The following is a 21,966-nucleotide window of genomic DNA, read 5'->3' as shown; positions in this document are numbered from 1 at the left end:
TCGGGATTCGGCGCAGCCTGCCTCAGGCGAGGCCGTAGGCAGGGCGTGCTACCTTGGCGCCCATGGCTTTCGACCTGACCGATCTGCGACTGTTCGCCAACGTGCTGGAGGCGGGCACCATCACCGCCGGCGCATCAGCCAGCTGCATCACGCTGGCGTCGGCCAGCGAGCGCATTCGCGGCATGGAATCCGCGCTGGGCGTGCCGCTGCTGCTGCGAACGCGGCGCGGTGTGTCGCCCACCCCCGCCGGGCGGACCTTGCTGCAGCACGCGTTGATCGTGCTGCAGCAGATCGAGCGCATGCAGGGGGACTTGGGCGACCATGCCTCGGGCCTGCGCGGCCACGTGCGCCTGATGTGCAACAGCGCCGCGCTGAGCGACTGGCTGCCCGACCGGCTGGCGGGTTTCCTGCACGACCATCCCGGCATGTCGGTGGACCTGCTGGAGCGCCCCAGCCACGAGATCGTGGACGCCTTGCGCCACGGCGTGTGCGAGATCGGCGTGCTGGCCGATTCGGTCGATGCCGCGGGCTTGCAGGCTTTCGTGCTGGGGGCGGACCCGCTGGTGCTGGTGGTGCCGCGCGGCCATGCGCTGGCGGCGCGCCGCCGCATCGCATTCGCCGAGGTGCTGGACTGGGAACTGGTGGGCCTGTCGGCCGGCAGCGCGCTGGACGACCACCTCGCAAGCCATGCCCGCCGGCTGGGCACCCGCCCGCGCTACCGCATCCGCCTTGGCAGCTTCGAGGCGGTCTGCCGCATGGTGGGGCAGGGCGTGGGCCTGGCCGTGGTGCCGCGCGCCGTGGTGCAGCGCTGCGGCCGTTCGGCCGGCGTGCGGGCCGTGGCCCTGGGCGATGCGTGGGCCGCCCGATCGCTGGTGCTGTGCGTGCGGCAGCTGGACGCGCTGCCGACCCCCGCCCGACAGCTGGTGGCACGGGTGCTGGGGGCGTCGCCAGGCACCGGCGGCGGGTGAAGCGTGGTTTGGGTTCCAATAGCGGCATGCCCGACACCCATCCCAACGAACAGCGCCTGAACGAGCTGGAGATCAAGGCCAGCTTCGCCGAAGACCTGCTCGACCAGCTCAACCTCACCATCTACCGGCAACAGCAGCAGATCGACCGGCTCATCGCCGAGGTGTCCCAGCTGCGCCAGCAGATCCCCGAAGGCGGCGGGGCGGCCGTGCGCAGCCTGCGCGACGAACTGCCGCCGCACTACTGACCTCCCGCGCGCGCCCGCCGGGTTCGCTTCTTCTCCCTCATTTTCTTTTCACCGAAAGGTCCCTGCCATGCAATACCGCCGCCTTGGCCGCAGCAACCTGCAAGTCTCCGCCCTGTGCCTGGGCACCATGATGTTCGGCGACCAGACGGGGCGCGACGAGGCCGCGGCCATCGTGGCCGACGCGCGCGAGCGCGGCGTGAACTTCATCGACACGGCCGACGTGTACACCCGGGGCGCCTCGGAAACGATGCTGGGCGGGTTGCTCAAGGGCCAGCGCCATGACTGGGTGCTGGCGACCAAGCTGGGCAACAAGATGTCCGACCGGGTGAACGAATCGCAGTATTCCCGCACCTGGATGCTGCGCGAGGTGGATGCCAGCCTGGCCCGGCTGCAGACCGACCACGTGGACATCCTGTACCTGCACCGCGACGTCAACGACATGGACCTGCAGGAGCCGTTGTTCGCCATCGATGCGCTGCTGCGCGCCGGCAAGATCCGCTACTGGGGCGTGTCCAACTTCCGCGCCTGGCGCATCACGGAGCTGGTGCATCTGGCGGCGCGCATGGGCCTGCCCGGGCCCGTGGTCTGCCAGCCGTACTACAACCTGCTCAACCGCATGCCCGAGGTGGAGATCCTGCCGGCCTGCGCGCACCACGGCGTGGGCGTGGTGCCCTACAGCCCGATCGCGCGCGGCGTGCTCACCGGCAAGTACCTGCCGGGCCAGCCGCCCGCCGAGGGCACGCGCGCGGCACGCGGCGACAAGCGCATGGCCGAGACCGAGTTCCGCGAGGAATCGCTGCAGATCGCGCAGCAGTTGAAACAACATGCCGAGGAACGCGGCGTGACGCTGGCCCAGTTCGCCACGGCCTGGGTGCTGGCGCACCGCGCCGTGAGCGCCGTGATCGCCGGCCCGCGCACCCTGGCGCAGTGGCAGGACTACGCGCCCGCGCTGGGCGTGGAGATCACCGCGCAGGACGAAGCGCTGGTGAACGAGCTGGTGGCCCCGGGCCACCCGTCCACCCCGGGCTACACCGACCCGGCCTACCCGCTGTACCCGCGCACCCGGGGCTGATCGAGCGACGACGGCTGGCGCGGCTCAGTCGTCCGCGCCGCCGTTCTCCTGGCCCTGGCGGGCCGCGGCCGCCCGCAGCTTGTCTTTCTTGCTCGGGCGCTTGCCCTTGATGCCGCCGTTGCCCGGCGGGGCGGCGGGCGCGGCCTCGGTGGGCTCGAAGCCGAGGATCTGCTCCAGCGGCAGGGCCATGCGCTGGCGCTTTTCGATCAGGCGCCAGTGCGCCTCGGTGCTGGCGCTCACGAAGCTCACGGCCACGCCGGTCTCGCCCGCGCGGCCGGTGCGGCCGATGCGGTGCACGTAATCGGTCACCGAGCGGGGCAGGTCGAAGTTGACCACCACGGGCAGTTGCGCGATGTCGATCCCGCGCGAGGCGAGGTCGGTCGTCACCACCACCTGCCAGCGGTCGTCCTTGAACTCCTGCAGCACCTGCTTGCGCGCGCCCTGGCTCAGCCCCCCATGGAAGGGCGAGGCGAAGATGCCCGCCTGGTAGAGCTTCTCGGCCACGTGCTCGGCCGCGTACTGCGTGGCCACGAACACCAGCACGCGCGACCATTCGTGCGTCTGCACCAGGTGGCGCAGCAGCTGCGTGCGCCGGCCCGGGTCCACGGCGATGGCGCGCTGGGCGATGTCGGGCGTGGTCTCGGGCGAGTGGGCGATCTCGATGCGCACCGGCTCGCGCAGCAGGCCGTCGGCCAGCGCGGCCACCGCCGGCGCGAAGGTGGCCGAAAACAGCAGGTTCTGCCGCTCCACGGGCAACAGGGCCAGCACGCGGTTCAGTTCCTCCGCGAAGCCTAAGTCGAGCAGGCGGTCTGCCTCGTCCAGCACCAGGGTCTGCACGGCGGAGAGCGCCACCGCGTTGTGGTCCACCAGGTCCAGCAGGCGGCCCGGCGTGGCGACGACGATGTCGGCCCCGCTGCGCAGGCCCATCATCTGCGGGTTGATGGAGACGCCGCCGAACACCACGGCAACCGCCAGGCGCTGCGGCAGCAGGTGCCGGGCCAGATCGCGCAGGACCTCGCCGACCTGCTCCGCCAGCTCGCGCGTGGGCACCAGCACCAGGGCCCGCACGCGGCGCGCGCCCCGGCCGGCCTGGGCCAGCGTGTGCGGCAGGCACTGCTGCAGCAGCGGCAAGGCGAAGGCGGCGGTCTTGCCCGAACCGGTCTGCGCGCAGGCCCGCACGTCGGCGCCGCGCAGCACGGCCGGAATGGCCTCGGCCTGGACCGCCGTGGGCGTGGTGAAGCCCATCGCATCGGCGGCGTGGACAAGGGCGGGCGAGAGGCCGAGGGAAGCAAAAGGCATGGCAGGCGCGCACCGGGGCGCGAAGGAGGGAACCCGCGATTGTGCCGCCCTGGGGCGGGATGCGGATAATTCGCGGTCTTTGAGGCCTTTCCTGCCTCATTTCCTGCCTTCACTTTTTGCCCGCCGTCCTTCGCCCGCGCCCCGGGCCCCTCGCCATGCGCCTGATTGCCACTGCCGCCGTTTTCTTCAAAGCCCAGGGGGTGCCGCCATGCGCCTGAGCGACCTGGGCGGCCTCGTCTATTCGACCGAATCGGGCCGCATGTGCCCCGGCTGCCGCCAGCCCGTGGCGCAGTGCGCCTGCCAGGCGGTCCGCGCGGTGCCGGTGGGCGATGGCACCGTGCGGGTCTCTCGCGAGACCAAGGGGCGGGGCGGCAAGGCGGTCACGGTGGTGAAGGGCGTGGCGCTCGACGAGGCTGCGCTGGCGCTGCTGGGCAAGCAGCTCAAGGCCGCGTGCGGCAGCGGCGGGACCGTGAAGGACGGCGTGATCGAGGTGCAGGGCGACCATGTCGAGCGCGTGATGGACGTGCTGCGGCAACGGGGCCACACCGTCAAGCGGGCCGGGGGCTGAGCCGCCATGGATCCGGAACAACTGCAGCGCCTGCTGACCGTCCAGATGCCCTACGGCAAGTACAAGGGCCACGCCATTGCGGACCTGCAGGGCAACTACCTGAACTGGTTCGCCCGCGAAGGCTTTCCGCGCGGCGATCTGGGCCGGCTGCTGGCCCTCATGCACGAGATCGACCACAACGGCCTGTCGGCCCTGCTGGAGCCCCTGCGCGCCCAGGCCGGGCAGGGCCCGGCGTCCCGGCGCTGAACCGCCGCCACGCGCGCCCTCAGTGGCCGCCGGCCGGCCTGTCGCAGGCCGGCAGGTGCCCGAAGCATTTGCGGAACAGCGCGCGGGCCACACCGTGCGCGGCCTGCTGCAGCGAATGCGCGACCTCCGGCGGGAAGCGGCGCTCGGTGTGCTGCCGCCACAGTCCCACCCAGGCCGCGAAATGCGCCGGCGTCACGCCCTCCAGCGCGCCGTGCCGCGCGAGCACGTTGCGGCGGTAGCGCCGGCTGCCCAGCGCCACCGTGCTCCAGAAGTCCACCATGCGGGCCAGGTGCGGCTCCCAGCGGTCCTGCAGCGCCGCGTCGAACACGGGGCCCAGCAGGGCATCGGCGCGCACGTCGGCGTAGAAGCCGTGCACGAGGTCGGTGATGCCCGCCAGGTCCAGGGTGTGCCGGACGGGGGGCTGAAGGGGGGCGGTTGAATCCATCGGATCGGTGCGCGGGGCTGCGCGGTGGTTGAAGTCGGGTGGGTTGGACCGGGCCGGGCCGGGCCGGGGCAGAGCATGCCCGTTCCGGCGTCAAGGGGTTTGACGCGCAGCAAGCGATGGTCGCGCCGTGCCGTCGCCCAGCCAGGCCCCCGCCGCCGCCATCACGCAGCGCGTGAGCCGCTCCAGCCCCGCCTGGGCCGAGCGCGGCAGCGCCCAGTACAGCGGCACGTCCATCCCCGCCTGCGGCCGCAGCTCCACCAGCGTGCCATCGGCCAGTTGCCGTTCGATCAGCACGGTGGGGTGCATGCCCCAGCCCATGCCGACCTCGCAGCTGCGCAGGAAGCCCTGGTTGGACGGCATGAAGTGGCGGGGCGGGTGGCGGCGCGAGGCCAGGCCCTGGCGCTGCAGCCACTGGTCCTGCAGGCGGTCGTTGCGGCCATAGACCATCATGGGCGCGAGCGCGGCAGTCTCGGGCGTCACGCCGCCGCCGAAGTGGCGCTCCACGAATGGCGGGCTGCCGACCGCCACATAGTGCATGGCGCCCAGCGGCCAGGTGTTGCAGCCCGCGATGCTGCCGGCGCTGGCGGTGACGGCGGCGATCACCTCGCCTTCGCGCAGTCGCTGGGCGGTGTGTTCCTGGTCGTCGATGCGGATGTCCAGCAGCTCGTTGCCTCCTGCAGTGAAGGCCGCCATCGCGTCCATGAACCAGGTCGACAGCGAATCGGCATTCACCGCCAGCTTCAATGTGGGGGCTGGCGCCTGGGTGTCGGGCATCAACGTAGGGTTGGCACGGCGCAGTTCGTTTTCCAGCAAGGCCACCTGTTCCACGTGCAGGCAGAGCCGGCGGCCCGCGTCGGTGCCCGTGCACGGCGTTCCGCGCAGCACCAGCACCTGGCCTGCGCGCTCTTCCAACTGCTTCACGCGTTGCGAGATGGCCGAGGGCGTGACGTGCAGCTTGCGCGCAGCGCGCTCGAAGCTGCCTTCGCGCACCACGGCCGCCAAGGCTTCCAGACCGGCATAGTCGAGCATTAGTTTTGCTTCATATTACTTAGAGATTTTAAGTTTACTTAAATCAATGCGGTTCGGACAATTCACCCATGTGGATCGCCTCGCCCCCCTCCTTTTCTGCCGCTTCCGTCTCCGCCTCGTGGCTGGCCGGATTCACGGTGTGCCTGACGTTGATCGTCTCCATCGGCGCACAGAACCTGTTTGTGCTGCGCCAGGCCGTGCAGGGCCGCCATGTACGCGCCTGCATTGCCTGGTGCGTCATCAGCGACGCGTTGCTGGTGGCGGTGGGCGTGGCCGGCATGGCGCAGCTGCTGGGCCGATCGCCCACGCTGGCGTGGTGCCTGACGTTGGGCGGGGCGGTGTTCCTGTTCGCGTACGGATGCTTTGCGTGGCACCGGGCGTTCTGCGCGCCGCAGGCGGCGCTGGCCGCAACGGGGCGGGCCGAACGCAGTGCACTGGGCGTCGTCGGCGCGCTGGCCGTCATCACGCTGCTCAATCCGCACGTGTACCTGGACACCGTGGTGCTGATCGGGTCGATTGGCGCGCGGCAGGATGGCGGCCTGAAGTGGGTCTTCGTGGTGGGTGCCGCCTGCGCCAGCCTGCTGTGGTTTCTCGTGCTGGCCTTCGCGGGTCGGCGGCTGCAGCACGTGTTCGCCAATCCGCGCGCGTGGCGAGTGCTCGACACGTTGACGGGTGCCACCATGTTTGCGCTGGCGTGGTGGGTGGCGCGCAGCCTGCAGGGCGATTGATCCGGCGAGCGAGCGAGTGAGCGCGCCGGCGGCGGTGCCGCCACGTGCGGATCACCGAGCCGCAGCGCCTTCGCTCGATCGCTGTGCTGCCCCTTTGGTGCAGCGTGGCGCGGCCTTCAGGGCTTCGCGCGGGCCTGCAGGAAGTCAATGAACACGCGCAGCTTGCGCGGCACGTGGGTGCGGCTCGGGTGGTAGAGGTAGAAGCCCGGAAAGGTCGGCCACCAGGGCTTGAGCACCGGCATCAGCCGGCCTGCGGCGAGGTCGTCGGCCACCTGCACTTCGAACACGCAGGCGATGCCGGCGCCGGCACGCACTGCCGCGACCAGGATGTCTCCGTCGTTCGAGATCAGCGGCCCCTGCACTTCCACCTCGACCGCGCGCCCCCTGTTCGTGTATTCCCAGCGGTAGATCCCTCCGCCCAGCCGCACGTTGAGGCAGCGATGGCCGGCCAGGTCCTGGGGCACCTGCGGCAAGGCGCGTCCTCGCAGGTAACGGGGGGACGCCACCGTTGCGATGCGCTGCCGCCCGCCGATGGGCACGGCCACCACGTCCTGCGCCAGATACTCCCCCAGTCGGATGCCGGCATCGAAGCCGCCAGCCACGATGTCGAGCAGCGCGTTGTCGCAATGCAGGTCGAGCGTGATGTCCGGGAACTCCGCGAGGAACGCCTGCAGGTGCGGTAGCACCACGATGTCGGCGGCGGTGCGCGAAACATTGAGCCGCAGCAGCCCTGACGGCCTGTCCCGCGACTCGTTCATGCCTTCGATGGCAAGCGCCAACGACGCCAGGCTCGGCTGCGCCTGTGCCAGGAACCGCTGGCCCAGTTCAGTGACGCCGACGCGCCGCGTCGAACGGTCGAGCAGCCGCACACCCAGACTGGCTTCCAGCTTGCGGATCGTCTGCGACAGCGCCGAGGGCGACACACCCAGTTCCGCGGCGGCCCGGGTGAAGCTCGCATGGTGCGCAACGCGCGCGAACGCGGCAATGGGGGCAAGGAGATCGGGGGACATGGCGCCGATTGTGAAGCACTGCTTCATTCCGCATGCCGCGAGCACCCATTTATCTGAAGCGACGTTGTGCCTATCGTTGGCGCTTCTCCGGCCCCGGCGCCGATGGGAATCCCAACACTTCATTCCTCCACCCTCATCACCCCAAAGGAACATCCATGAGCTCACTCTCAGGCAAGGTCGCGATCGTCACCGGTTCGTCCAAAGGCATCGGTGCCGGCATCGCCGAGCGACTGGCCGCCGATGGCGCGTCCATCGTCGTGAACTACGCCACCGCTGCATCGGACGCGGACGCCGTTGTGCGCCGCATCACCGCCGCCGGTGGCCGGGCAGTCGCCGCGCAGGCAGACCTCTCGCAGCCATCGCAGATCCAGCCGTTGATCGATGCTGCCCTTGCACAGTTCGGTCGGCTGGACATCCTCGTGAACAACGCGGGCATCTACCGCATGGACTCGCTGGATTCGCTGACGGCGGACAGCATCGATGACCACTTCGCGCTCAACGTGCGGGGTTTGCTTTTGACCACGCAGGCTGCTGCGCGCGTGCTGCCGGCGGGTGGCGTCGTGGTCAACATCAGTTCGGGGCTGGCCAAGAGTCCCTACCCGGTGGTGCATGCCTACTCGGCCACCAAGGGCGCCGTCGACACGCTGACGCGTTCGCTGGCCATAGAGCTTGGACCCCGCCAGATCCGGGTGGTGGGCATCGCCCCGGGCTTCGTGAAAACGGAAGGCAGTGCCGATGCCCCCAAGGAAATGGTCGACATGCTGGTCGGCAAGACGCCGCTCGGCCGGGTGGGGACGCCGGCGGACATCGCCGACGCCGTGGCGTTCGCGGTGTCGCAGCGCGGTGGATGGGTCACCGGAACGACCATCGACGTTGCCGGGGGCATGGTGTTCTGAGCCCCATCGGAGTCCGGCGGCTCAAAGCGCCGGTGCGCTGATGGCGCTGGCCAACGGAGGCGACGGCCGTCTGCAGGCGACGCGGCCCGCACGCATCGCCGCGTGTGCCGGTGCGTGCGGGCCCCGCAGGCGCGACGTTGGTCCGGCCCTCAGAACGCGGGCACCACGGCGCCCTGGTACTTGTCCTGGATGAACTTCTTCACTTCCGGCGTGTGCAGCGCCTTCACCAGCTTCTGGATGCGGGGGTCGTTGGCGCGGTCGGCGCGCGCGGCCACCAGGTTGGCGTAGGGCGAGTCGGCGCCTTCGATGAACAGCGCGTCCTTGGTGGGGTTGAGCTTGGCCTCGATGGCGTAGTTGGTGTTGATGAGCGCCAGGTCCACGTCCTGCAGCGCGCGCGGCAGCAGGGCGGCTTCGAGTTCGCGGAATTTGAGCTTCTTGGGGTTCTTCACGATGTCGATCGGGGTGGCCGTGATGTTCTTGGGGTCCTTCAGCTCGATCAGGCCCTGCTTTTGCAGCAGGATCAGCGCGCGGCCAGCGTTGGACGGGTCGTTGGGGATGGCGACCAGAGCGCCTTCCTTGAGTTCGCCCACGGCCTTGATTTTCCGGGAGTAGGCGCCGAAGGGCTCCACGTGCACCTTGCCGTCGGGCACGGCGACGATGCTGCTCTTGCGGTCCTTGTTGTAGCTGTCCAGGTAGGGCTGGTGCTGGAAGAAGTTGGCGTCCAGCTGCTTGTCTTCCACCGCGGCATTGGGCTGGATGTAGTCGCTGAATTCCTTGACCTGCAGGTCCACGCCCTGGGCCTTGAGTTGCGGCTTCACGAAGTTCAGGATTTCCGCATGCGGCACCGCCGAGGCCGCGACCTTGAGCACATCGGCGGCATGCGCCGAGAAGGCCAGGGTGGCAACGGCAATGGCGGACAGCGTTTTCTTCAGCATGGAGAGGGCTTTCATTTCAGTCGGTTGGATCGGTCGGCGGGCGCCCCAGCGCGCGCCGTCGGAAGACGCGAATGTAGTGAAGGGCGCGGGCATGCGCCATTCTTTTATTTTCATATCGATATAACGAGCGATTCTCTTATGTGATTCAGTGGATCGCCATTCGAATGAAAAGAGGCTGATGCCCTAGTATCGTTTGGCTTGATTGCTATTGAAAGAATAGCATTCGGAGTGGCGCGCCGATGGGCACGCCAGGGCGTCAGCGCAGCACTTCCAGCAGGCGATCCAGCCCGCCTTCGTTGATGGCCACCTTGGCCTGGGCCCGCACCGCCGGCTTGGCGTGGTAGGCCACCGACAGGCCCGCGGCCCCCATCATGGGCAGGTCGTTGGCGCCGTCACCCACGGCAATGGCCTGGCTGGGCGAAATGCCCAGGAGCGAGGCCACTTCCAGCAGCGTCCGGCGTTTCTCGGCGCCGTCGCAGATGTCGCCCCAGGCCTGGTCCACCATGCGGCCGGTGAGCACGCCGTCCTCGACCTCCAGCTGGTTCGACCGCGCGAGATCGATGCCCAGCCCGGCGCGGACCCGGTCGGCGAAGAACGTGAAGCCGCCCGAGACCAGCAGCGTGGTCAAGCCCGCGGAGCGGGCCGCGGCCACCAGTTCTTTGGCGCCGGGGTTGAAGCGCAGCCGCTCGGCGAACACATGTTCCAGGTGCCCGACGGTCACGCCGCGCAGCAGGGCCACGCGCTGGCGCAGGCTTTCCTTGTAGTCGGTGATCAGGCCCTGCATGGCGGCCTCGGTGATGGCGGCCACTTCGGCCTTGCGGCCCGCCGCGTCGGCGATCTCGTCCACGCACTCGATGTTGATCAGGGTGGAGTCCATGTCGAATGCGATGAGCTTGAAGTCCGACAGGGACAGCGGGGTGGAGAGGCCTTGGACGACAAGGCCGGGAGCGAATTCGGTGGCGGCACTCATGGATGGGGGGAGGAAAGATCCTGCGGCGAAGACAAAGGGAAGGGGAGGGGACTGCCCGGCGCGCAGCAGCGGCGTTCCGGGACACAGCGGGGATTATCCCCAGGTCGCCTGCCGCTGCCTGCCTCTGCCGTGATCGCTGCCGCTCCCGCCTCGTTGCTTCACTGGGGCGCCAGCCCGGCCGCCTTGACCAGTTCGGCGTGCAGTTTGATTTCCGCGGCGATGGTGTTCTGCAGTTGCTGGGTGGTGCCTGGCGCCACTTCCATGCCGCTGGCTGCCAGCCGGGCCTGGGTGTCGCCCGCCAAGGCGGCGTGGGCGGCGCTGCGCAGCCGGTCGATGACGGGCTGCGGCGTCCTGGCCGGTGCCAGCAGGCCGACCCAGGCCGACAGTTCCACCTGCGGCACGCCGCTTTCCGCCATGGTGGGCACCTGCGGCAGCACTGCCGAACGTTGCGCGCTCATCACCGCCAGCGCCTGCAGCTTGCCCGACTGGATGTGCGGCAACGCTTCGGGCAGCACGGCGAACATGAGGTCCACGTTGCCCGCCAGCGTGTCGTTGATGGCCGGGGCACCGCCCTTGTACGGCACATGCAGCATGCTCGATTGCGTGCGGGTGCCGAACATCAGCGCCGCCAGGTGCTGCGGGCTGCCGTCGCCCGACGATGCGTAGGTCACCCGGCCCGGCGCGGCCCGGGCCGCCTGCAGCACGGCGGCCACGCTCGGAAACTTCTGCGCGTCCTTGGCCACCAGCACCATCGGCTGGTTCACCAGCTTGGTGATGGGCACGAAGTCGGCTTGCGGGTCATAGGGCAGGGTCTTGAAGATGCTCTTGTTGGTGGTCAGGAACGACGCGGGCGACACCATGATTGTGTAGCCGTCCGGCGCCGCACGGGCCACCATGGGCGTGCCGATCTGGCCCGAAGCGCCCGCCTTGTTGTCCACCACGAACGGCTGGCCCAGTTCGGCCGCCATCTTCTGGCCCACCATGCGCGCGATCATGTCGGCGCTGCCGCCAGCGGGGAGCGCGACGATCACTTTCACCGGGCGGTCCGGGTAGGTGCCCTGGGCCAGCGCGGGCGCTGCCGTGGCCACGAGGCCGAGGGCGCAGAAAAATGCCGGGATCGGGCGTGCAACACGCATGGGCGGACTCCTTGGATCGGTTGGAACGAATGGCCGCCGGTGCCATCCCGGCGCGTGCCATCGTCCAAGCAATTCCTGCACCCGTTCGCGGTGTGCTGGCGTGTGCGCCAGCGATTGGTGGTTAGAGTGCTATTATTTTTGTAGCTATATGCCCTAGTACTTATTGCGCTCAGGGCACGTTTCGCTCTGAATGCAAAGGGTCCAGCCAGATGGCGGGGCGCCCCGGCTGGAAGGCCCCCAGCACCGCACGCGGCATGCCGCTCGCCACGGCGTCGCCGCAAGCCATTCGTCAGGCGGGCGCGCCCTGCGCCAGCGGCTGCCCCAGGCTGCGCAGCACGTCGCGCACCATCTGCACCCGGTCCTTGGCCTCGGGCAGTTCGCGTTCGATGCGCAGCTTCTCGTTGCCGGCCAGCTTGATGTGTTTGTTCTTCTGGATCAGGTGGATGATATTCATCGGATCGATCGGCGGCTGCGGCTTGAAGGTGATGTGGATCACGCCGGGCGCCGCATCCACCTTGACCACGCCGTAGGGTTGGCTCATGCAGCGCAGGCGGTGCACGTCGATCAGGGTCTGCGCCTGCGGCGGCAGCTTGCCGAAGCGGTCCACGATCTCCTCCAGCAGGCTGTCGATCTGGTCGGTGGTCTTGGCGGTGGCCAGCTTCTTGTAGAACGACAGGCGCAGGTGCACGTCGCCGCAGTAGTCATTGGGCAACAGCGCGGGCGCGTGCAGGTTGATGTCGGTGGTGACGGACAGCGGCGCCAGCAGGTCGGGCTCCTTGCCCGCCTTGAGCGAGCGCACGGCCTCCGACAGCATCTCGTTGTAGAGCTGGAACCCCACCTCCAGCATGTTGCCGCTCTGGTTCTCGCCCAGCACCTCGCCCGCGCCGCGGATCTCCAGGTCGTGCATGGCCAGGTAGAAGCCGCTGCCCAGCTCTTCCATCTGCTGGATGGCATCGAGCCGCTGCGCGGCCTGCTTGGTCAGGCCCTCGATGTCCGGCACCATGAGGTAGGCGTAGGCCTGGTGGTGGCTGCGGCCCACGCGGCCGCGCAGCTGGTGCAACTGCGCCAGGCCGAACTTGTCGGCGCGGCTCATGATGATGGTGTTGGCCGTGGGCACGTCGATGCCGGTCTCGATGATGGTCGAGCACAGCAGGATGTTGTAGCGCTGCGCCACGAAATCGCGCATGACCTTTTCCAGCTCGCGCTCGGGCATCTGGCCGTGGGCTACGGCGATGCGGGCCTCGGGCAATATCTCTTCCAGCTTCTGGCGCCGGTTCTCGATGGTCTCGACCTCGTTGTGCAGGAAGTAGCACTGCCCGCCGCGCTTGAGCTCGCGCAGCACGGCCTCGCGGATCACGCCCGTGCCCTCGTTGCGCACGAAGGTCTTGATGGCCAGGCGCCGCTGGGGCGCCGTGGCGATCACAGACAGGTCGCGCAGGCCCTCCAGCGCCATGCCCAGCGTGCGCGGGATGGGCGTGGCGGTGAGGGTCAGCACGTCCACCTCGGCGCGCAGCGCCTTCATCTGCTCCTTGTGGCGCACGCCGAAGCGGTGCTCCTCGTCGATGATGAGCAGGCCCAGGTTGTGGAATTGGGTGGATTCGGAGAGCAGCTTGTGCGTGCCCACCACGATGTCCACCGTGCCGTCGCCGATGCCCTTGATGGCAGAGGTGATCTCCTTGCCCGAACGGAAGCGCGACACCTCGGCCACCTTCACCGGCCACTTGCCGAAGCGGTCCATCAGCGTCTGGTAGTGCTGCTCGGCCAGCAGCGTGGTCGGGGCGAGGAACGCCACCTGCTTGCCGCCCGTGACGGCCACGAAGGCCGCGCGCAGGGCCACCTCGGTCTTGCCGAAGCCCACGTCGCCGCAGACCAGGCGGTCCATGGGGCGGGGCGAGATCATGTCCTGGATGACGGCGTGGATGGCCGCGTTCTGGTCGGCCGTTTCCTCGAAGCCGAAGTCGTTGGCGAACTGCTCGTAGTCCTGTGGCGAGTAGCGGAAGGCGTGGCCTTCGCGCGCCGCGCGGCGGGCGTAGATGTTGAGCAGCTCGGCCGCGGAGTCGCGCACCTGCTCCGCTGCCTTGCGCTTGGCCTTCTCCCACTGGCCGCTGCCCAGCTTGTGCAGCGGCGCCTCGTCGGCGCTCACGCCCGTGTAGCGGCTGATGAGCTGCAGCTGGCTGACGGGCACGTACAGCACCGCCTTGTCGGCGTATTCGAGGTGCAAAAACTCTTGCAGCGCGGGCGTGCCATCGGGGTTCTTCTGGCCCACGTCCATGTTGATGAGCCCGTGGTAGCGGCCGATGCCGTGCGCGCTGTGCACCACCGGGTCGCCCACGTTGAGCTCGGACAGGTCCTTGATCAGCGCCTCGACATCGCTCACCTGCTCCTGCTTCTTGCGCCGCCGCGTGGTGGCGCCAGCGGCGAACAGCTCGGTCTCGGTCACGAAGTCGATGCCGTCGCCGAGCCAGCTGAAGCCCGTCGTGACGGCGGCCGTGGCAATGCCCACCTTTTCCTCGGCATGGGCCTGGAACTCGGCCAGCGAGTCGAAGGCCGGCGGGCTCAACTGAGAGGCGCGCAGGAAATCGAGCAGGCTCTCGCGCCGCCCGGCGCTTTCCGCCAGCAGCAGCACGCGGTGCGGGGTGTTGCGGATGTGGGCGTGCAGGCGCGCCAGGGGGTCTTCGGCACCGCGCGCCACCGACAGGTCGCCCAGCTTCTGGAAATGGGCGTTGTCGGCAATGTCCTCCACGCCCGGTCGCAAGGCGAGCTGCGGGTGCGCGTTGGCCCGGGTGTAGAACTGCTCGGTGGTGAGGAACAGCGCTTCCGGCGGCAGGGCCGGGCGGTCCGGGTCACCCTGGATCAGGCGATAGCGGTCCTTCGTGTCCTGCCAGAACCGCTGGAAGGCTGGCTCCAGATCGCCGTGCAGCACCACGGTGGCCTCGGCGCCGAGGTAGTCGAACACGGTCGCCGTCTCGTCGAAGAAGAGCGGCAGGTAGTACTCGATGCCCGCGGTGGCCACGCCGTTGCCCATGTCCTTGTAGATGCGGCTCTTGGTCGGGTCGCCCTCCAGCATCTCGCGCCAGCGGCTGCGGAATTTGGCCCGCGCGTCGTCGTCCATCGGGAATTCGCGGCCCGGCAGCAGGCGCACCTCCGGCACGGGGTACAGGCTGCGCTGGCTGTCCGGATCGAACGTGCGGATGCTGTCGATCTCATCGTCGAACAGGTCCACGCGGTAAGGCACCAGCGAGCCCATGGGAAAGAGGTCGATCAGCCCGCCGCGCACCGCGTACTCGCCCGGGCTCACCACCTGCGACACGTGGGAGTAGCCCGCCAGCGTGAGCTGCGCCTTGAACTTCGCCTCGTCCAGCTTCTGCTTGACCTTGAAGTGGAAGGTGTAGCCCGCGAGAAAGGAGGGCGGCGCCACCCGGTACAGCGCCGTGGTGGCCGGCACCAGCACCACGTCCGCGTCGCCCTGGCTGATGCGCCACAGCGTGGCCAGGCGCTCGCTGATCAGGTCCTGGTGCGGGGAGAACGTGTCGTAGGGCAGCGTCTCCCAGTCGGGGAAAAGCGCGCAGCGCAGCTCGGGGGCGAAGAACGCCATCTCGTCGATGAGGCGCCGCGCATCGGTGGCGTCGGCCGTCACGATGGCGGTGGTGCGCCGCGCGGCTTTCTCTCGCTCGCCCAGGCGCGCCAGCAGCAGGGCATCGGCGCTGCCCACCGGGCGTGGCAGGGTGAAACGTTTTCCGGGGATGAGTTTGGGGAGGTCCATGCGGGTGGCGGTGCGTCGGGGCCGGGACACCGGCCCCGGGGGCGCGGTGTGCGCGGCGGTCGGGCGGTGCGGGCGAGTGGCAATTCTAGGCGGGCGTGCTCTCGGCGCACGTTGTCAGATGGGGACGCCCGCCCCTCCTACAATGGCCGCCCCATGACCGATCTGCTCCCGCACCTTTCGCCGCCACCGCTCTTCGGCCAGCGGCGTTTCTGGGCCCTGGTGCCCTGTGCCGGCGTGGGCGCCCGCGCGGTGGCGCAGTCTTCGGGGATCGATCGGGTGGCGGCAGGCCAGGTGCCGGTGCTGCCCAAGCAGTACCAGCCGGTGGCCGGGCATCCCATGGTCCTGCACACCCTGGCCGCGTTCGCCGGCGTGGGCCGGCTGCTGGGCACGCTGGTGGCCGTGGCCCCGGGCGATGCGTTTTTCGACGGCCAGCCTCAGCCCACCTTCTTCGTGGCACCTTGCGGGGGCTCTACCCGCGCGGCGACGGTGCTGGGCGGCCTGCGCGTGCTGCAAGAGCGCGGCGCGCTGCCCGAGGATTGGGTGCTGGTGCACGATGCGGCCCGCTGCCTGGTCACCACGGCGCAGATCGACGCGCTGATCGACGCCTGCGCCGACGACGCCGTGGGCGGGCTGCTGGCGCACAAGCTGGCCGACACGCTCAAGACCGCGATCGACGGCCCGGGCGGCGTGCGCGTGTCCTCCACGGTGGACCGCACCGACAAGTGGCTCGCCCAGACGCCCCAGATGTTCCGCCTCGGGCCGCTGCGGCAGGCGCTGGAGCACCTGGGCCCGGCGGCCACCGACGAAGCGAGCGCCATGGAGGCCATGGGCCTGCACCCCCGGCTGGTGCCGGGCGGCGCGCAGAACTTCAAGGTGACCTATCCGGCCGACTTCGCGCTGGCCGAGGCGGTGCTGGCGCAGCGCATGCATGCCGCCACCCTGGACCGCTTCGGCGGCGCCCGGGGCGAAGCCTCGGCCGTGCCGGGCAAGACGATTTTTTAGGCGCCCGGAGCGCCTGCAGGAACGCGAACGATGAACATCCGAATCGGCGAAGGCTGGGACGTGCATGCGCTGGTGCCGGGGCGCCGCCTCGTCATCGGCGGTGTGGACGTGCCGCACACCATGGGCCTGCTCGGCCATTCCGATGCCGACGTGCTGCTGCACGCCATCACCGACGCGCTGCTGGGCGCCGCGGCGCTGGGGGACATCGGCAGCCACTTCCCGGACACCGACCCCACGTTCAAAGGCGCGGATTCGGTGGCGCTGCTGGTGGAGGCCGCGCGGCGCGTGCGCGCGCAGGGCTACGAGATCGGCAACATCGACAGCACGGTGATCGCGCAGGCGCCGCGTCTGGCCGCCCACATCCCCGCGATGCGGGCCCGCATCGCGCAGGCGCTGTCGCTGCAGGAGGGGCAGGTCAACGTCAAGGCCAAGACCGCCGAGCGGCTCGGCCCGGTGGGCCAGGGCCTCGCCATGGAGGCCCGGGCCGCGACGCTGCTGTTCGTCAAGCCTTCGCCGGCTTAGGGCGGCGCGGGGGCAGGTTGCGCTTGATCTGCGGGCGCTGCAGGCGCTGCTTGGGGTCCTTGCCGCCGGGCAGGTCGGTCGCCCGCTGCAATTGGATGTGGGCCACCAGGCCGCCCGATCCCGAATTGGCCAGGGCGAAGATGCCGCCCATGCGCTGCACCGTCTTGTCCACGATGGACAGGCCCAGGCCCGCGCCGGCAGCCGCCGTGCGGGCCGAATTGCCGCGGAAGAACGGCTTGGTCAGGTTGGCCAGCTGCTCCGGCGGCACGCCCGGGCCATGGTCGCGCACCTTGATCAGCACCCACTTCTCGCGCCCCTTGGCCGCGATGTCCACGGTGGCCGTGCCGCTGTCGTGCGTCTTGCCGTAGCGGCGGGCATTCTCGAGCAGGTTGGAGATCACGCGCGCCAGTTCGACCTCGTCGGCCAGCACGTTCAGGTCCTCGGGCACGTTCATCGAGATCTGCAGTTCGCGGTGGTCCTGCACGGCGTACACGCACGACGACACCACGCCATGCAGGTTGACCGGGTTCAGGGTCACGTTGTCGGGGCGGGCGTAGTCGAGGAACTTGTCGATGGTGGCGTCGAGCTGCACGATGTCGGCCACCATGTGTTCGCGGGCCACGTTGTCCGACACGCTCATTTCGGTTTCCAGCCGCAGGCGGGCCAGGGGCGTGCGCAGGTCATGCGAAATGCCCGCCAGCATCACGGCGCGGTCCTGCTCCAGCTTGGCGAGCTTTTGCGCCATGCGGTTGAAGCCGATGTTCACCTCGCGGATTTCGCTGGTCACGGCTTCTTCGTCGAGCTGGCTGGCGGCGAAGTCGCCGTCGCGCACCCGGTTGGCGGCATACGACAGCTGCTTGAGCGGCCGGTTGATCAGGCGTGCGATGGCTGCGGCACCCGCCAGCGACAGAGCCGCGGCGGTGATGAGCCAGATCATCCACGTCTTGCCCCCGGCCGCGCTCAAGCGGGACCGGTCCATCAGCAGCCAGTTGGGGTCGCCGTTGATGGTGAAGCCCACCCACAGGCCGCTTTCGCCATTGACGTTGCTTGCCACGATGGTGCCCGGCCCCAGGCGGGTGGTCAGCTCTTCGGTCAGCCGCATGCCGAGCGCCGAGGCGTCCAGCAGGTCGAAGCGGTCGGACGGCTCGCGCGGCAGGATGCGAACGCCTTCCTGGTCGGCCATGGTCTTGATCAGCGAGACGCGCGCGATCGCATCGGCATGCACCAGCGCCGCGCGGCTCAGGTTCACCAGCGAGGCGATCTGCTGCGCCGTCTGCAGCGTGCGCGGCTCGAACTCCAGCGCCCGCAGCGTCTGCAGCCAAGCCAGGATGCTGCCCACCAGCAGCAGCGCGAGCAGGAAGAACGTGCGCCAGAAAAGGTTCAGCCCCACCCGTGCACGCTGCGCCCGCAGGTACACGGGGGCCTCCAGGGGGGCAGGGCTGGTGGCGTCGGACGACGCTGCTTCGTAGTTGGCGCTCATGTCGTGAGAATCATCGGGAAATTGCCGAAGGGCAGAGGGCGCCACGGCGAAAACGCGGCCCTCGGCAAAAGGGAGATCAGCTCGTGCCGTCCGGCACGAACACGTAGCCCACGCCCCAGACCGTCTGGATGTAGCGCGGCGCCGCGGCGTCCACCTCGACCAGCTTGCGAAGGCGGGACACCTGCACGTCCAGGCTGCGGTCGAACGGCTCGAACTCGCGGCCGCGCGCCAGCAGGGCCAGCTTCTCCCGCGACAGCGGCTGCCGTGGGTGGCGGACCAGCGCCTTCAGCATGGCGAACTCGCCGGTGGTGAGCGGCAGCTCTTCGCCGCTGCGCTGCAGTGCGCGCGTGCCCAGATCGAAGGTGAAAGGACCGAAGGTGACGACCTCGTTGTCGCCCGACGGAGCGCCCGGCGCCTCTTGCGGCGGCCTGCGGCGCAGCACCGCGTGGATGCGGGCCAGCAGTTCGCGGGGATTGAACGGCTTGCCCAGGTAATCGTCGGCGCCCACTTCCAGGCCCACGATGCGGTCCACGTCCTCGCCCTTGGCGGTCAGCATGATGATGGGAGTGCGATCGTTGGCGGCGCGAAGGCGGCGGCAGATCGAGAGGCCGTCCTCGCCGGGCATCATCAGGTCCAGCACGATGAGGTCCACGGTTTCGCGCAGCAGAATGCGGTTGAGGGCCTTGCCATCTTCCGCAACCATGACTTCGAAGCCCTCTTGCGTGAGATAGCGCCGCAGCAAATCGCGAATGCGGGCGTCGTCATCCACCACGAGAATCTTGTCGGTACGGTTGGTTGTTGAGGCCATTTGTTTCCCAAGTCCTATTTGTAACAGAGCCGATTCTGACCACCTTGAACCCCGAAGTTCGGCTTTTTGCCAGATACCTGACCAACTGTTACAAGTTTTGCCCCACCACGCACAGACGCTATCGGGCCTTTACCGCCGATTGATCCGGACCGGTTAACGTAGCGTTTCAAGGGTGTCCGATGCACCCGCACACTTTCTCTTCACAAGGATTTCGATCATGAAAATTGCTATCAAAATAATAGCTGCAGGTGCTTTTCTGGCGTGCGCTGGCGCCGCTTTCTCTCAAAACGCCGTGATGCCGCCACCGCAGAATGTGCTGCAGCTGTCCGCGACCGGCACCGTGGATGTCCAGCAGGACCTGCTGGTGCTCACGCTGGCCACCAGCAAGGAAGGTGCCGATGCAGCCACGGTGCAGACGCAGCTCAAGCAAGCGCTGGACTCCGCGTTGGCGGAGGCCAAGCGCTCTGCCCAGCCGGACCAGATGGATGTGCGCACCGGCGCGTTCGGCATGTACCCGCGCTATGGCAAGGAGGGCAAGATCAACGGCTGGCAGGGCCGGGCCGAGCTGATCCTGCAGGGCCGTGATTTCTCGCGCATCACCACCACCGCCGGCAAGATCCAGTCCATGCCGATCAGCCAGATCGCCTTCGATCTGTCGCGCGAGGCCCGCGAGAAGGTGGAGGGCGAGGCGCAGACCAAGGCCATCGAGCAATTCAAGGCCCGTGCGAATGAACTGGCGCGCGGCTTCGGCTTCAGCGGCTACACGCTGCGGGAGGTGGCGGTGAACAGCAACGAGATGATCCCCGGCCCCCGGCCGCGCATGATGGCCATGGAGGCCAAGATGTCGTCGATGTCCGCCGATGCGCCCGTACCGGTGGAAGCCGGCAAGGCGCAGGTGGTGGTGAACGTCTCCGGCGCCGTGCAACTGCGCTGAGGGGTTGGCGGGCTGACGCCCGTGCCGGACAGCCTCCTTCCCTGGATGCCAGGGCAGGGCGCCGGTGATCGGGCGGTTAAGGCTTTTCGTTCTTACTGGGCGGCCCAGCCACCGTCCATGTTCCAGGCGACGCCGCGGACATTGTTGGCCGCCGGCGAGCAGAAGAACACCGCCAATTCGCCCAGTTCTTCGGGCGTGGTGAACTGCAGCGAGGGTTCCTTTTCGCTCAGCAACTGCTTCTTGGCGTCTTCGTTCGACAGGCCCTGGTCGGCCGCCTTGGCATCGACCTGTTTCTGAACCAGCGGCGTGAGCACCCAGCCGGGACAGATCGCATTGCAGGTCACGCCGGTGGTGGCGGTTTCCAATGCGGTGACCTTCGTCAGGCCCACGATGCCGTGCTTGGCTGCCACATAGGCCGCCTTCTGGGCCGAAGCCACCAGCCCGTGCACCGAGGCGATGTTGATGATGCGGCCCCAGTTGGCCGCTTTCATTGGAGGCAGGGCCAGGCGCGAGGTGTGGAAGGCGCTGGTCAGGTTGATCGCCAGGATGGCATCCCACTTCTCGACGGGAAAGTCCTCCACGTTTGCCACGTGCTGGATGCCTGCGTTGTTGACCAGGATGTCCACGCGCCCGAACTGGCTGGCGCTGTACTTCATCATGTCCTCGATGTCCGCTGCGCGGCCCATGTCGGCCCCGTGGTAGGCCACCTGCGCGCCATGGCTTTCGCCGGCCGCCAACACCTCGGCACGGGGGCCGTCTACATCGCCGAAGCCATTGAGGACGACGTTGGCGCCCTGGCGCGCGAGCGCCTTGGCGATGCCCAGTCCGATGCCGCTCGTGGAGCCGGTGACGAGGGCGGTTTTGCCTTGAAGCATGTGAGTCTCTCCGAATGAATTAGGATGAACGCAACCATTATCGAGCGCCCCCGCGACGAATTCGTTCCCATGACCGAGCCTACGCTGAATTACGTGAATTGCCCTGGAATCGCTGCCAAGGAGGGCTCGGCGGACGGTGCAGCCGCCAGCCATCGCATGGCGTATTGGGAATGGAACGCGACGGGCCAGCCGGGCCATCCCCATGTGGTGGTTTGCGTGCATGGCCTGTCGCGCCAGGGGCGTGATTTCGATGTGCTCGCCCGCCGGCTGTCCCGTCATGCCCGGGTGATCTGTCCCGACGTGGCCGGTCGCGGTCGCAGCGACTGGCTCGCCGATCCCATGGCCTATCAGGTGCCGGTCTATGCCGCCGACATGCTGGCACTGCTGGCCGACGTGCATGGCCGTGCACCCATCCAGCATCTGGACTGGGTGGGCACCAGCATGGGCGGGCTGATCGGCATGGCGCTGTGCGGCCAGCCGGGCCTGCCGCTTCCCGTGCCGGTGCGCAGGCTGGTCCTGAATGATGTGGGGCCGGTGATCGAATGGAGTGCGCTCCAGCGCATCGGCCAGTACCTCGGGCGGCCCGCCCACTTCGAAACGGAGCAGCAGGCAGCCGATGCCCTGTGGACGATCTCCTCCAGCTTCGGCCCCCATACGCCGGCGCAGTGGCTGGCGTTGTCGCGCGCCATGCTCCGGCCTGCGCCCGAGGGTGGGTTCGTGCTGCACTACGACCCGGCCATCGCCCAGCCGTTTCGTGCGATGACGCAGGAGGCCGCTGTTGCCGGCGAGGCGCAGTTGTGGCAGCTGTATGAACAGATCAGCGCGCGCACGCTGCTGCTGCGCGGCGCGCAATCGGATCTGCTCTCGCCCTCGACGGCGCAAGCCATGTCGCAACGCGGGCCCCGGGCCCAGGTGGTGGAGTGGAGCGGGGTGGGGCACGCCCCGACGCTGGTGGCGGACGAACAGGTGGATGCGGTCGAGGCATTTCTCTTCGACCCCGGCGAAAGAGGTGGGCTGTGAAGAGTCTGGCCACCG

Annotated in this window: 22 protein-coding genes; 11 read left to right on the top strand and 11 right to left on the bottom strand. The window is 68.8% G+C overall.

The genetic code is table 11. The features are described 5' to 3' along the window. The first annotated feature begins 62 nt into the window (after positions 1 to 62). The 3 genes from AVME950_RS04035 (at position 63) to AVME950_RS04025 (ending at position 2,285) form a co-directional block, all read left to right on the top strand. Positions 63 to 968, top strand: a complete 906-nt coding sequence (locus AVME950_RS04035; protein WP_284428838.1) for a LysR family transcriptional regulator — start codon at positions 63 to 65, stop codon at positions 966 to 968. 26 nt (positions 969 to 994) lie between these two features. Beyond that, positions 995 to 1,213 carry a SlyX family protein gene (locus AVME950_RS04030; protein ID WP_272564107.1) on the top strand — a complete coding sequence of 73 codons (219 nt, stop codon included), beginning with the start codon at positions 995 to 997 and terminating at the stop codon, positions 1,211 to 1,213. A 67-nt stretch (positions 1,214 to 1,280) separates the two neighbouring features. Beyond that, complete coding sequence (locus AVME950_RS04025) at positions 1,281 to 2,285, top strand: aldo/keto reductase (protein ID WP_284428837.1); 1,005 nt, start codon at positions 1,281 to 1,283, stop codon at positions 2,283 to 2,285. 24 nt (positions 2,286 to 2,309) lie between these two features. On the opposite strand, the gene AVME950_RS04020 is transcribed toward AVME950_RS04025, so the two are convergent. Beyond that, positions 2,310 to 3,584: a DEAD/DEAH box helicase gene (locus AVME950_RS04020; RefSeq protein WP_284428836.1), complete on the bottom strand. Its 1,275-nt coding sequence runs from the start codon at positions 3,582 to 3,584 to the stop codon at positions 2,310 to 2,312. Positions 3,585 to 3,792: 208 nt separating this feature from the next. Here AVME950_RS04020 and AVME950_RS04015 point away from each other — a divergent pair, with 208 nt between their 5' ends. Further along, positions 3,793 to 4,152, top strand: a complete 360-nt coding sequence (locus tag AVME950_RS04015; RefSeq protein ID WP_284428835.1) for a translation initiation factor Sui1 — start codon at positions 3,793 to 3,795, stop codon at positions 4,150 to 4,152. Positions 4,153 to 4,158: 6 nt separating this feature from the next. Next, positions 4,159 to 4,398, top strand: a complete 240-nt coding sequence (locus AVME950_RS04010; RefSeq protein WP_284428834.1) for a DUF3820 family protein — start codon at positions 4,159 to 4,161, stop codon at positions 4,396 to 4,398. Between the two features lie 19 nt (positions 4,399 to 4,417). On the opposite strand, the gene AVME950_RS04005 is transcribed toward AVME950_RS04010, so the two are convergent. Continuing rightward, positions 4,418 to 4,843: a group III truncated hemoglobin gene (locus AVME950_RS04005; RefSeq protein WP_284428833.1), complete on the bottom strand. Its 426-nt coding sequence runs from the start codon at positions 4,841 to 4,843 to the stop codon at positions 4,418 to 4,420. 90 nt (positions 4,844 to 4,933) lie between these two features. Continuing rightward, entirely contained in the window at positions 4,934 to 5,872 is a 939-nt protein-coding gene (locus AVME950_RS04000; RefSeq protein ID WP_284428832.1) for an HTH-type transcriptional regulator ArgP, read from the bottom strand. A gap of 68 nt (positions 5,873 to 5,940) precedes the next feature. Here AVME950_RS04000 and AVME950_RS03995 point away from each other — a divergent pair, with 68 nt between their 5' ends. Then, positions 5,941 to 6,600, top strand: a complete 660-nt coding sequence (locus tag AVME950_RS03995; protein WP_284428831.1) for a LysE/ArgO family amino acid transporter — start codon at positions 5,941 to 5,943, stop codon at positions 6,598 to 6,600. A gap of 116 nt (positions 6,601 to 6,716) precedes the next feature. Here the strand turns inward: AVME950_RS03995 and AVME950_RS03990 are convergent, their stop codons facing one another. Continuing rightward, positions 6,717 to 7,610, bottom strand: coding sequence for a LysR family transcriptional regulator (locus AVME950_RS03990; RefSeq protein WP_284428830.1), 894 nt, complete (start codon positions 7,608 to 7,610; stop codon positions 6,717 to 6,719). Positions 7,611 to 7,765: 155 nt separating this feature from the next. On the opposite strand from AVME950_RS03990, the gene AVME950_RS03985 reads away from it, so the two are divergent. After that, positions 7,766 to 8,506, top strand: coding sequence for an SDR family NAD(P)-dependent oxidoreductase (locus AVME950_RS03985; protein WP_284428829.1), 741 nt, complete (start codon positions 7,766 to 7,768; stop codon positions 8,504 to 8,506). 149 nt (positions 8,507 to 8,655) lie between these two features. Here AVME950_RS03985 and AVME950_RS03980 read toward each other — a convergent pair whose 3' ends face one another. The 4 genes from AVME950_RS03980 to mfd all read right to left on the bottom strand — a co-directional run bounded on the left by AVME950_RS03980 (position 8,656) and on the right by mfd (position 15,310). After that, a complete protein-coding gene (locus tag AVME950_RS03980; RefSeq protein ID WP_284409001.1) occupies positions 8,656 to 9,441 on the bottom strand; it encodes a MetQ/NlpA family ABC transporter substrate-binding protein in 786 nt (261 codons plus the stop codon). Between the two features lie 256 nt (positions 9,442 to 9,697). Continuing rightward, complete coding sequence (serB, locus tag AVME950_RS03975; RefSeq protein WP_272564097.1) at positions 9,698 to 10,411, bottom strand: phosphoserine phosphatase SerB; 714 nt, start codon at positions 10,409 to 10,411, stop codon at positions 9,698 to 9,700. Positions 10,412 to 10,569: 158 nt separating this feature from the next. Then, positions 10,570 to 11,547, bottom strand: coding sequence for a Bug family tripartite tricarboxylate transporter substrate binding protein (locus AVME950_RS03970; protein WP_284428828.1), 978 nt, complete (start codon positions 11,545 to 11,547; stop codon positions 10,570 to 10,572). A gap of 289 nt (positions 11,548 to 11,836) precedes the next feature. After that, positions 11,837 to 15,310, bottom strand: coding sequence for a transcription-repair coupling factor (gene mfd / locus AVME950_RS03965; protein ID WP_284428827.1), 3,474 nt, complete (start codon positions 15,308 to 15,310; stop codon positions 11,837 to 11,839). Between the two features lie 153 nt (positions 15,311 to 15,463). Between mfd and AVME950_RS03960 the strand changes: the two genes are divergently transcribed. Next, positions 15,464 to 16,312 (top strand): IspD/TarI family cytidylyltransferase, encoded by an 849-nt coding sequence (locus AVME950_RS03960; RefSeq protein WP_284428826.1) that lies wholly within the window; start codon positions 15,464 to 15,466, stop codon positions 16,310 to 16,312. A gap of 30 nt (positions 16,313 to 16,342) precedes the next feature. Next, complete coding sequence (ispF, locus tag AVME950_RS03955) at positions 16,343 to 16,834, top strand: 2-C-methyl-D-erythritol 2,4-cyclodiphosphate synthase (protein WP_284399393.1); 492 nt, start codon at positions 16,343 to 16,345, stop codon at positions 16,832 to 16,834. Here ispF and AVME950_RS03950 read toward each other — a convergent pair. Beyond that, positions 16,815 to 18,314 (bottom strand): sensor histidine kinase family protein, encoded by a 1,500-nt coding sequence (locus tag AVME950_RS03950; protein ID WP_272564092.1) that lies wholly within the window; start codon positions 18,312 to 18,314, stop codon positions 16,815 to 16,817. The genes ispF and AVME950_RS03950 overlap by 20 nt on opposite strands. Before the next feature lie 76 nt (positions 18,315 to 18,390). Then, a complete protein-coding gene (gene ompR / locus AVME950_RS03945) occupies positions 18,391 to 19,122 on the bottom strand; it encodes an osmolarity response regulator transcription factor OmpR (protein ID WP_272564091.1) in 732 nt (243 codons plus the stop codon). A gap of 217 nt (positions 19,123 to 19,339) precedes the next feature. On the opposite strand from ompR, the gene AVME950_RS03940 reads away from it, so the two are divergent. After that, entirely contained in the window at positions 19,340 to 20,056 is a 717-nt protein-coding gene (locus tag AVME950_RS03940) for an SIMPL domain-containing protein (protein WP_284428825.1), read from the top strand. A gap of 92 nt (positions 20,057 to 20,148) precedes the next feature. Here AVME950_RS03940 and AVME950_RS03935 read toward each other — a convergent pair whose 3' ends face one another. Then, complete coding sequence (locus AVME950_RS03935) at positions 20,149 to 20,931, bottom strand: 3-hydroxybutyrate dehydrogenase (RefSeq protein ID WP_284424867.1); 783 nt, start codon at positions 20,929 to 20,931, stop codon at positions 20,149 to 20,151. Between the two features lie 69 nt (positions 20,932 to 21,000). On the opposite strand from AVME950_RS03935, the gene AVME950_RS03930 reads away from it, so the two are divergent. After that, on the top strand, positions 21,001 to 21,951 hold the full coding sequence (locus AVME950_RS03930) for an alpha/beta fold hydrolase (RefSeq protein WP_284429565.1): 951 nt from the start codon (positions 21,001 to 21,003) through the stop codon (positions 21,949 to 21,951). The last annotated feature ends 15 nt before the right edge of the window (positions 21,952 to 21,966 follow it).

The sequence above is a fragment of the Acidovorax sp. SUPP950 genome (genome assembly GCF_030158935.1).
Lineage (GTDB): Bacteria > Pseudomonadota > Gammaproteobacteria > Burkholderiales > Burkholderiaceae_C > Paracidovorax.
This window is presented reverse-complemented; position numbering and strand designations above follow the sequence as displayed.

Excerpts from the sequence above, each read along its gene's own strand:
- AVME950_RS04035 (WP_284428838.1), top strand. The coding sequence starts at position 63 with ATGGCTTTCGACCTGACCGATCTGCGACTGTTCGCCAACGTGCTGGAG.
- AVME950_RS04030 (WP_272564107.1), top strand. The coding sequence starts at position 995 with ATGCCCGACACCCATCCCAACGAACAGCGCCTGAACGAGCTGGAGATC.
- AVME950_RS04025 (WP_284428837.1), top strand. The coding sequence starts at position 1,281 with ATGCAATACCGCCGCCTTGGCCGCAGCAACCTGCAAGTCTCCGCCCTG.
- AVME950_RS04020 (WP_284428836.1), bottom strand. The coding sequence starts at position 3,584 with ATGCCTTTTGCTTCCCTCGGCCTCTCGCCCGCCCTTGTCCACGCCGCC.
- AVME950_RS04015 (WP_284428835.1), top strand. The coding sequence starts at position 3,793 with ATGCGCCTGAGCGACCTGGGCGGCCTCGTCTATTCGACCGAATCGGGC.
- AVME950_RS04010 (WP_284428834.1), top strand. The coding sequence starts at position 4,159 with ATGGATCCGGAACAACTGCAGCGCCTGCTGACCGTCCAGATGCCCTAC.
- AVME950_RS04005 (WP_284428833.1), bottom strand. The coding sequence starts at position 4,843 with ATGGATTCAACCGCCCCCCTTCAGCCCCCCGTCCGGCACACCCTGGAC.
- AVME950_RS04000 (WP_284428832.1), bottom strand. The coding sequence starts at position 5,872 with ATGCTCGACTATGCCGGTCTGGAAGCCTTGGCGGCCGTGGTGCGCGAA.
- AVME950_RS03995 (WP_284428831.1), top strand. The coding sequence starts at position 5,941 with ATGTGGATCGCCTCGCCCCCCTCCTTTTCTGCCGCTTCCGTCTCCGCC.
- AVME950_RS03990 (WP_284428830.1), bottom strand. The coding sequence starts at position 7,610 with ATGTCCCCCGATCTCCTTGCCCCCATTGCCGCGTTCGCGCGCGTTGCG.
- AVME950_RS03985 (WP_284428829.1), top strand. The coding sequence starts at position 7,766 with ATGAGCTCACTCTCAGGCAAGGTCGCGATCGTCACCGGTTCGTCCAAA.
- AVME950_RS03980 (WP_284409001.1), bottom strand. The coding sequence starts at position 9,441 with ATGCTGAAGAAAACGCTGTCCGCCATTGCCGTTGCCACCCTGGCCTTC.
- serB (WP_272564097.1), bottom strand. The coding sequence starts at position 10,411 with ATGAGTGCCGCCACCGAATTCGCTCCCGGCCTTGTCGTCCAAGGCCTC.
- AVME950_RS03970 (WP_284428828.1), bottom strand. The coding sequence starts at position 11,547 with ATGCGTGTTGCACGCCCGATCCCGGCATTTTTCTGCGCCCTCGGCCTC.
- mfd (WP_284428827.1), bottom strand. The coding sequence starts at position 15,310 with ATGGACCTCCCCAAACTCATCCCCGGAAAACGTTTCACCCTGCCACGC.
- AVME950_RS03960 (WP_284428826.1), top strand. The coding sequence starts at position 15,464 with ATGACCGATCTGCTCCCGCACCTTTCGCCGCCACCGCTCTTCGGCCAG.
- ispF (WP_284399393.1), top strand. The coding sequence starts at position 16,343 with ATGAACATCCGAATCGGCGAAGGCTGGGACGTGCATGCGCTGGTGCCG.
- AVME950_RS03950 (WP_272564092.1), bottom strand. The coding sequence starts at position 18,314 with ATGAGCGCCAACTACGAAGCAGCGTCGTCCGACGCCACCAGCCCTGCC.
- ompR (WP_272564091.1), bottom strand. The coding sequence starts at position 19,122 with ATGGCCTCAACAACCAACCGTACCGACAAGATTCTCGTGGTGGATGAC.
- AVME950_RS03940 (WP_284428825.1), top strand. The coding sequence starts at position 19,340 with ATGAAAATTGCTATCAAAATAATAGCTGCAGGTGCTTTTCTGGCGTGC.
- AVME950_RS03935 (WP_284424867.1), bottom strand. The coding sequence starts at position 20,931 with ATGCTTCAAGGCAAAACCGCCCTCGTCACCGGCTCCACGAGCGGCATC.
- AVME950_RS03930 (WP_284429565.1), top strand. The coding sequence starts at position 21,001 with ATGACCGAGCCTACGCTGAATTACGTGAATTGCCCTGGAATCGCTGCC.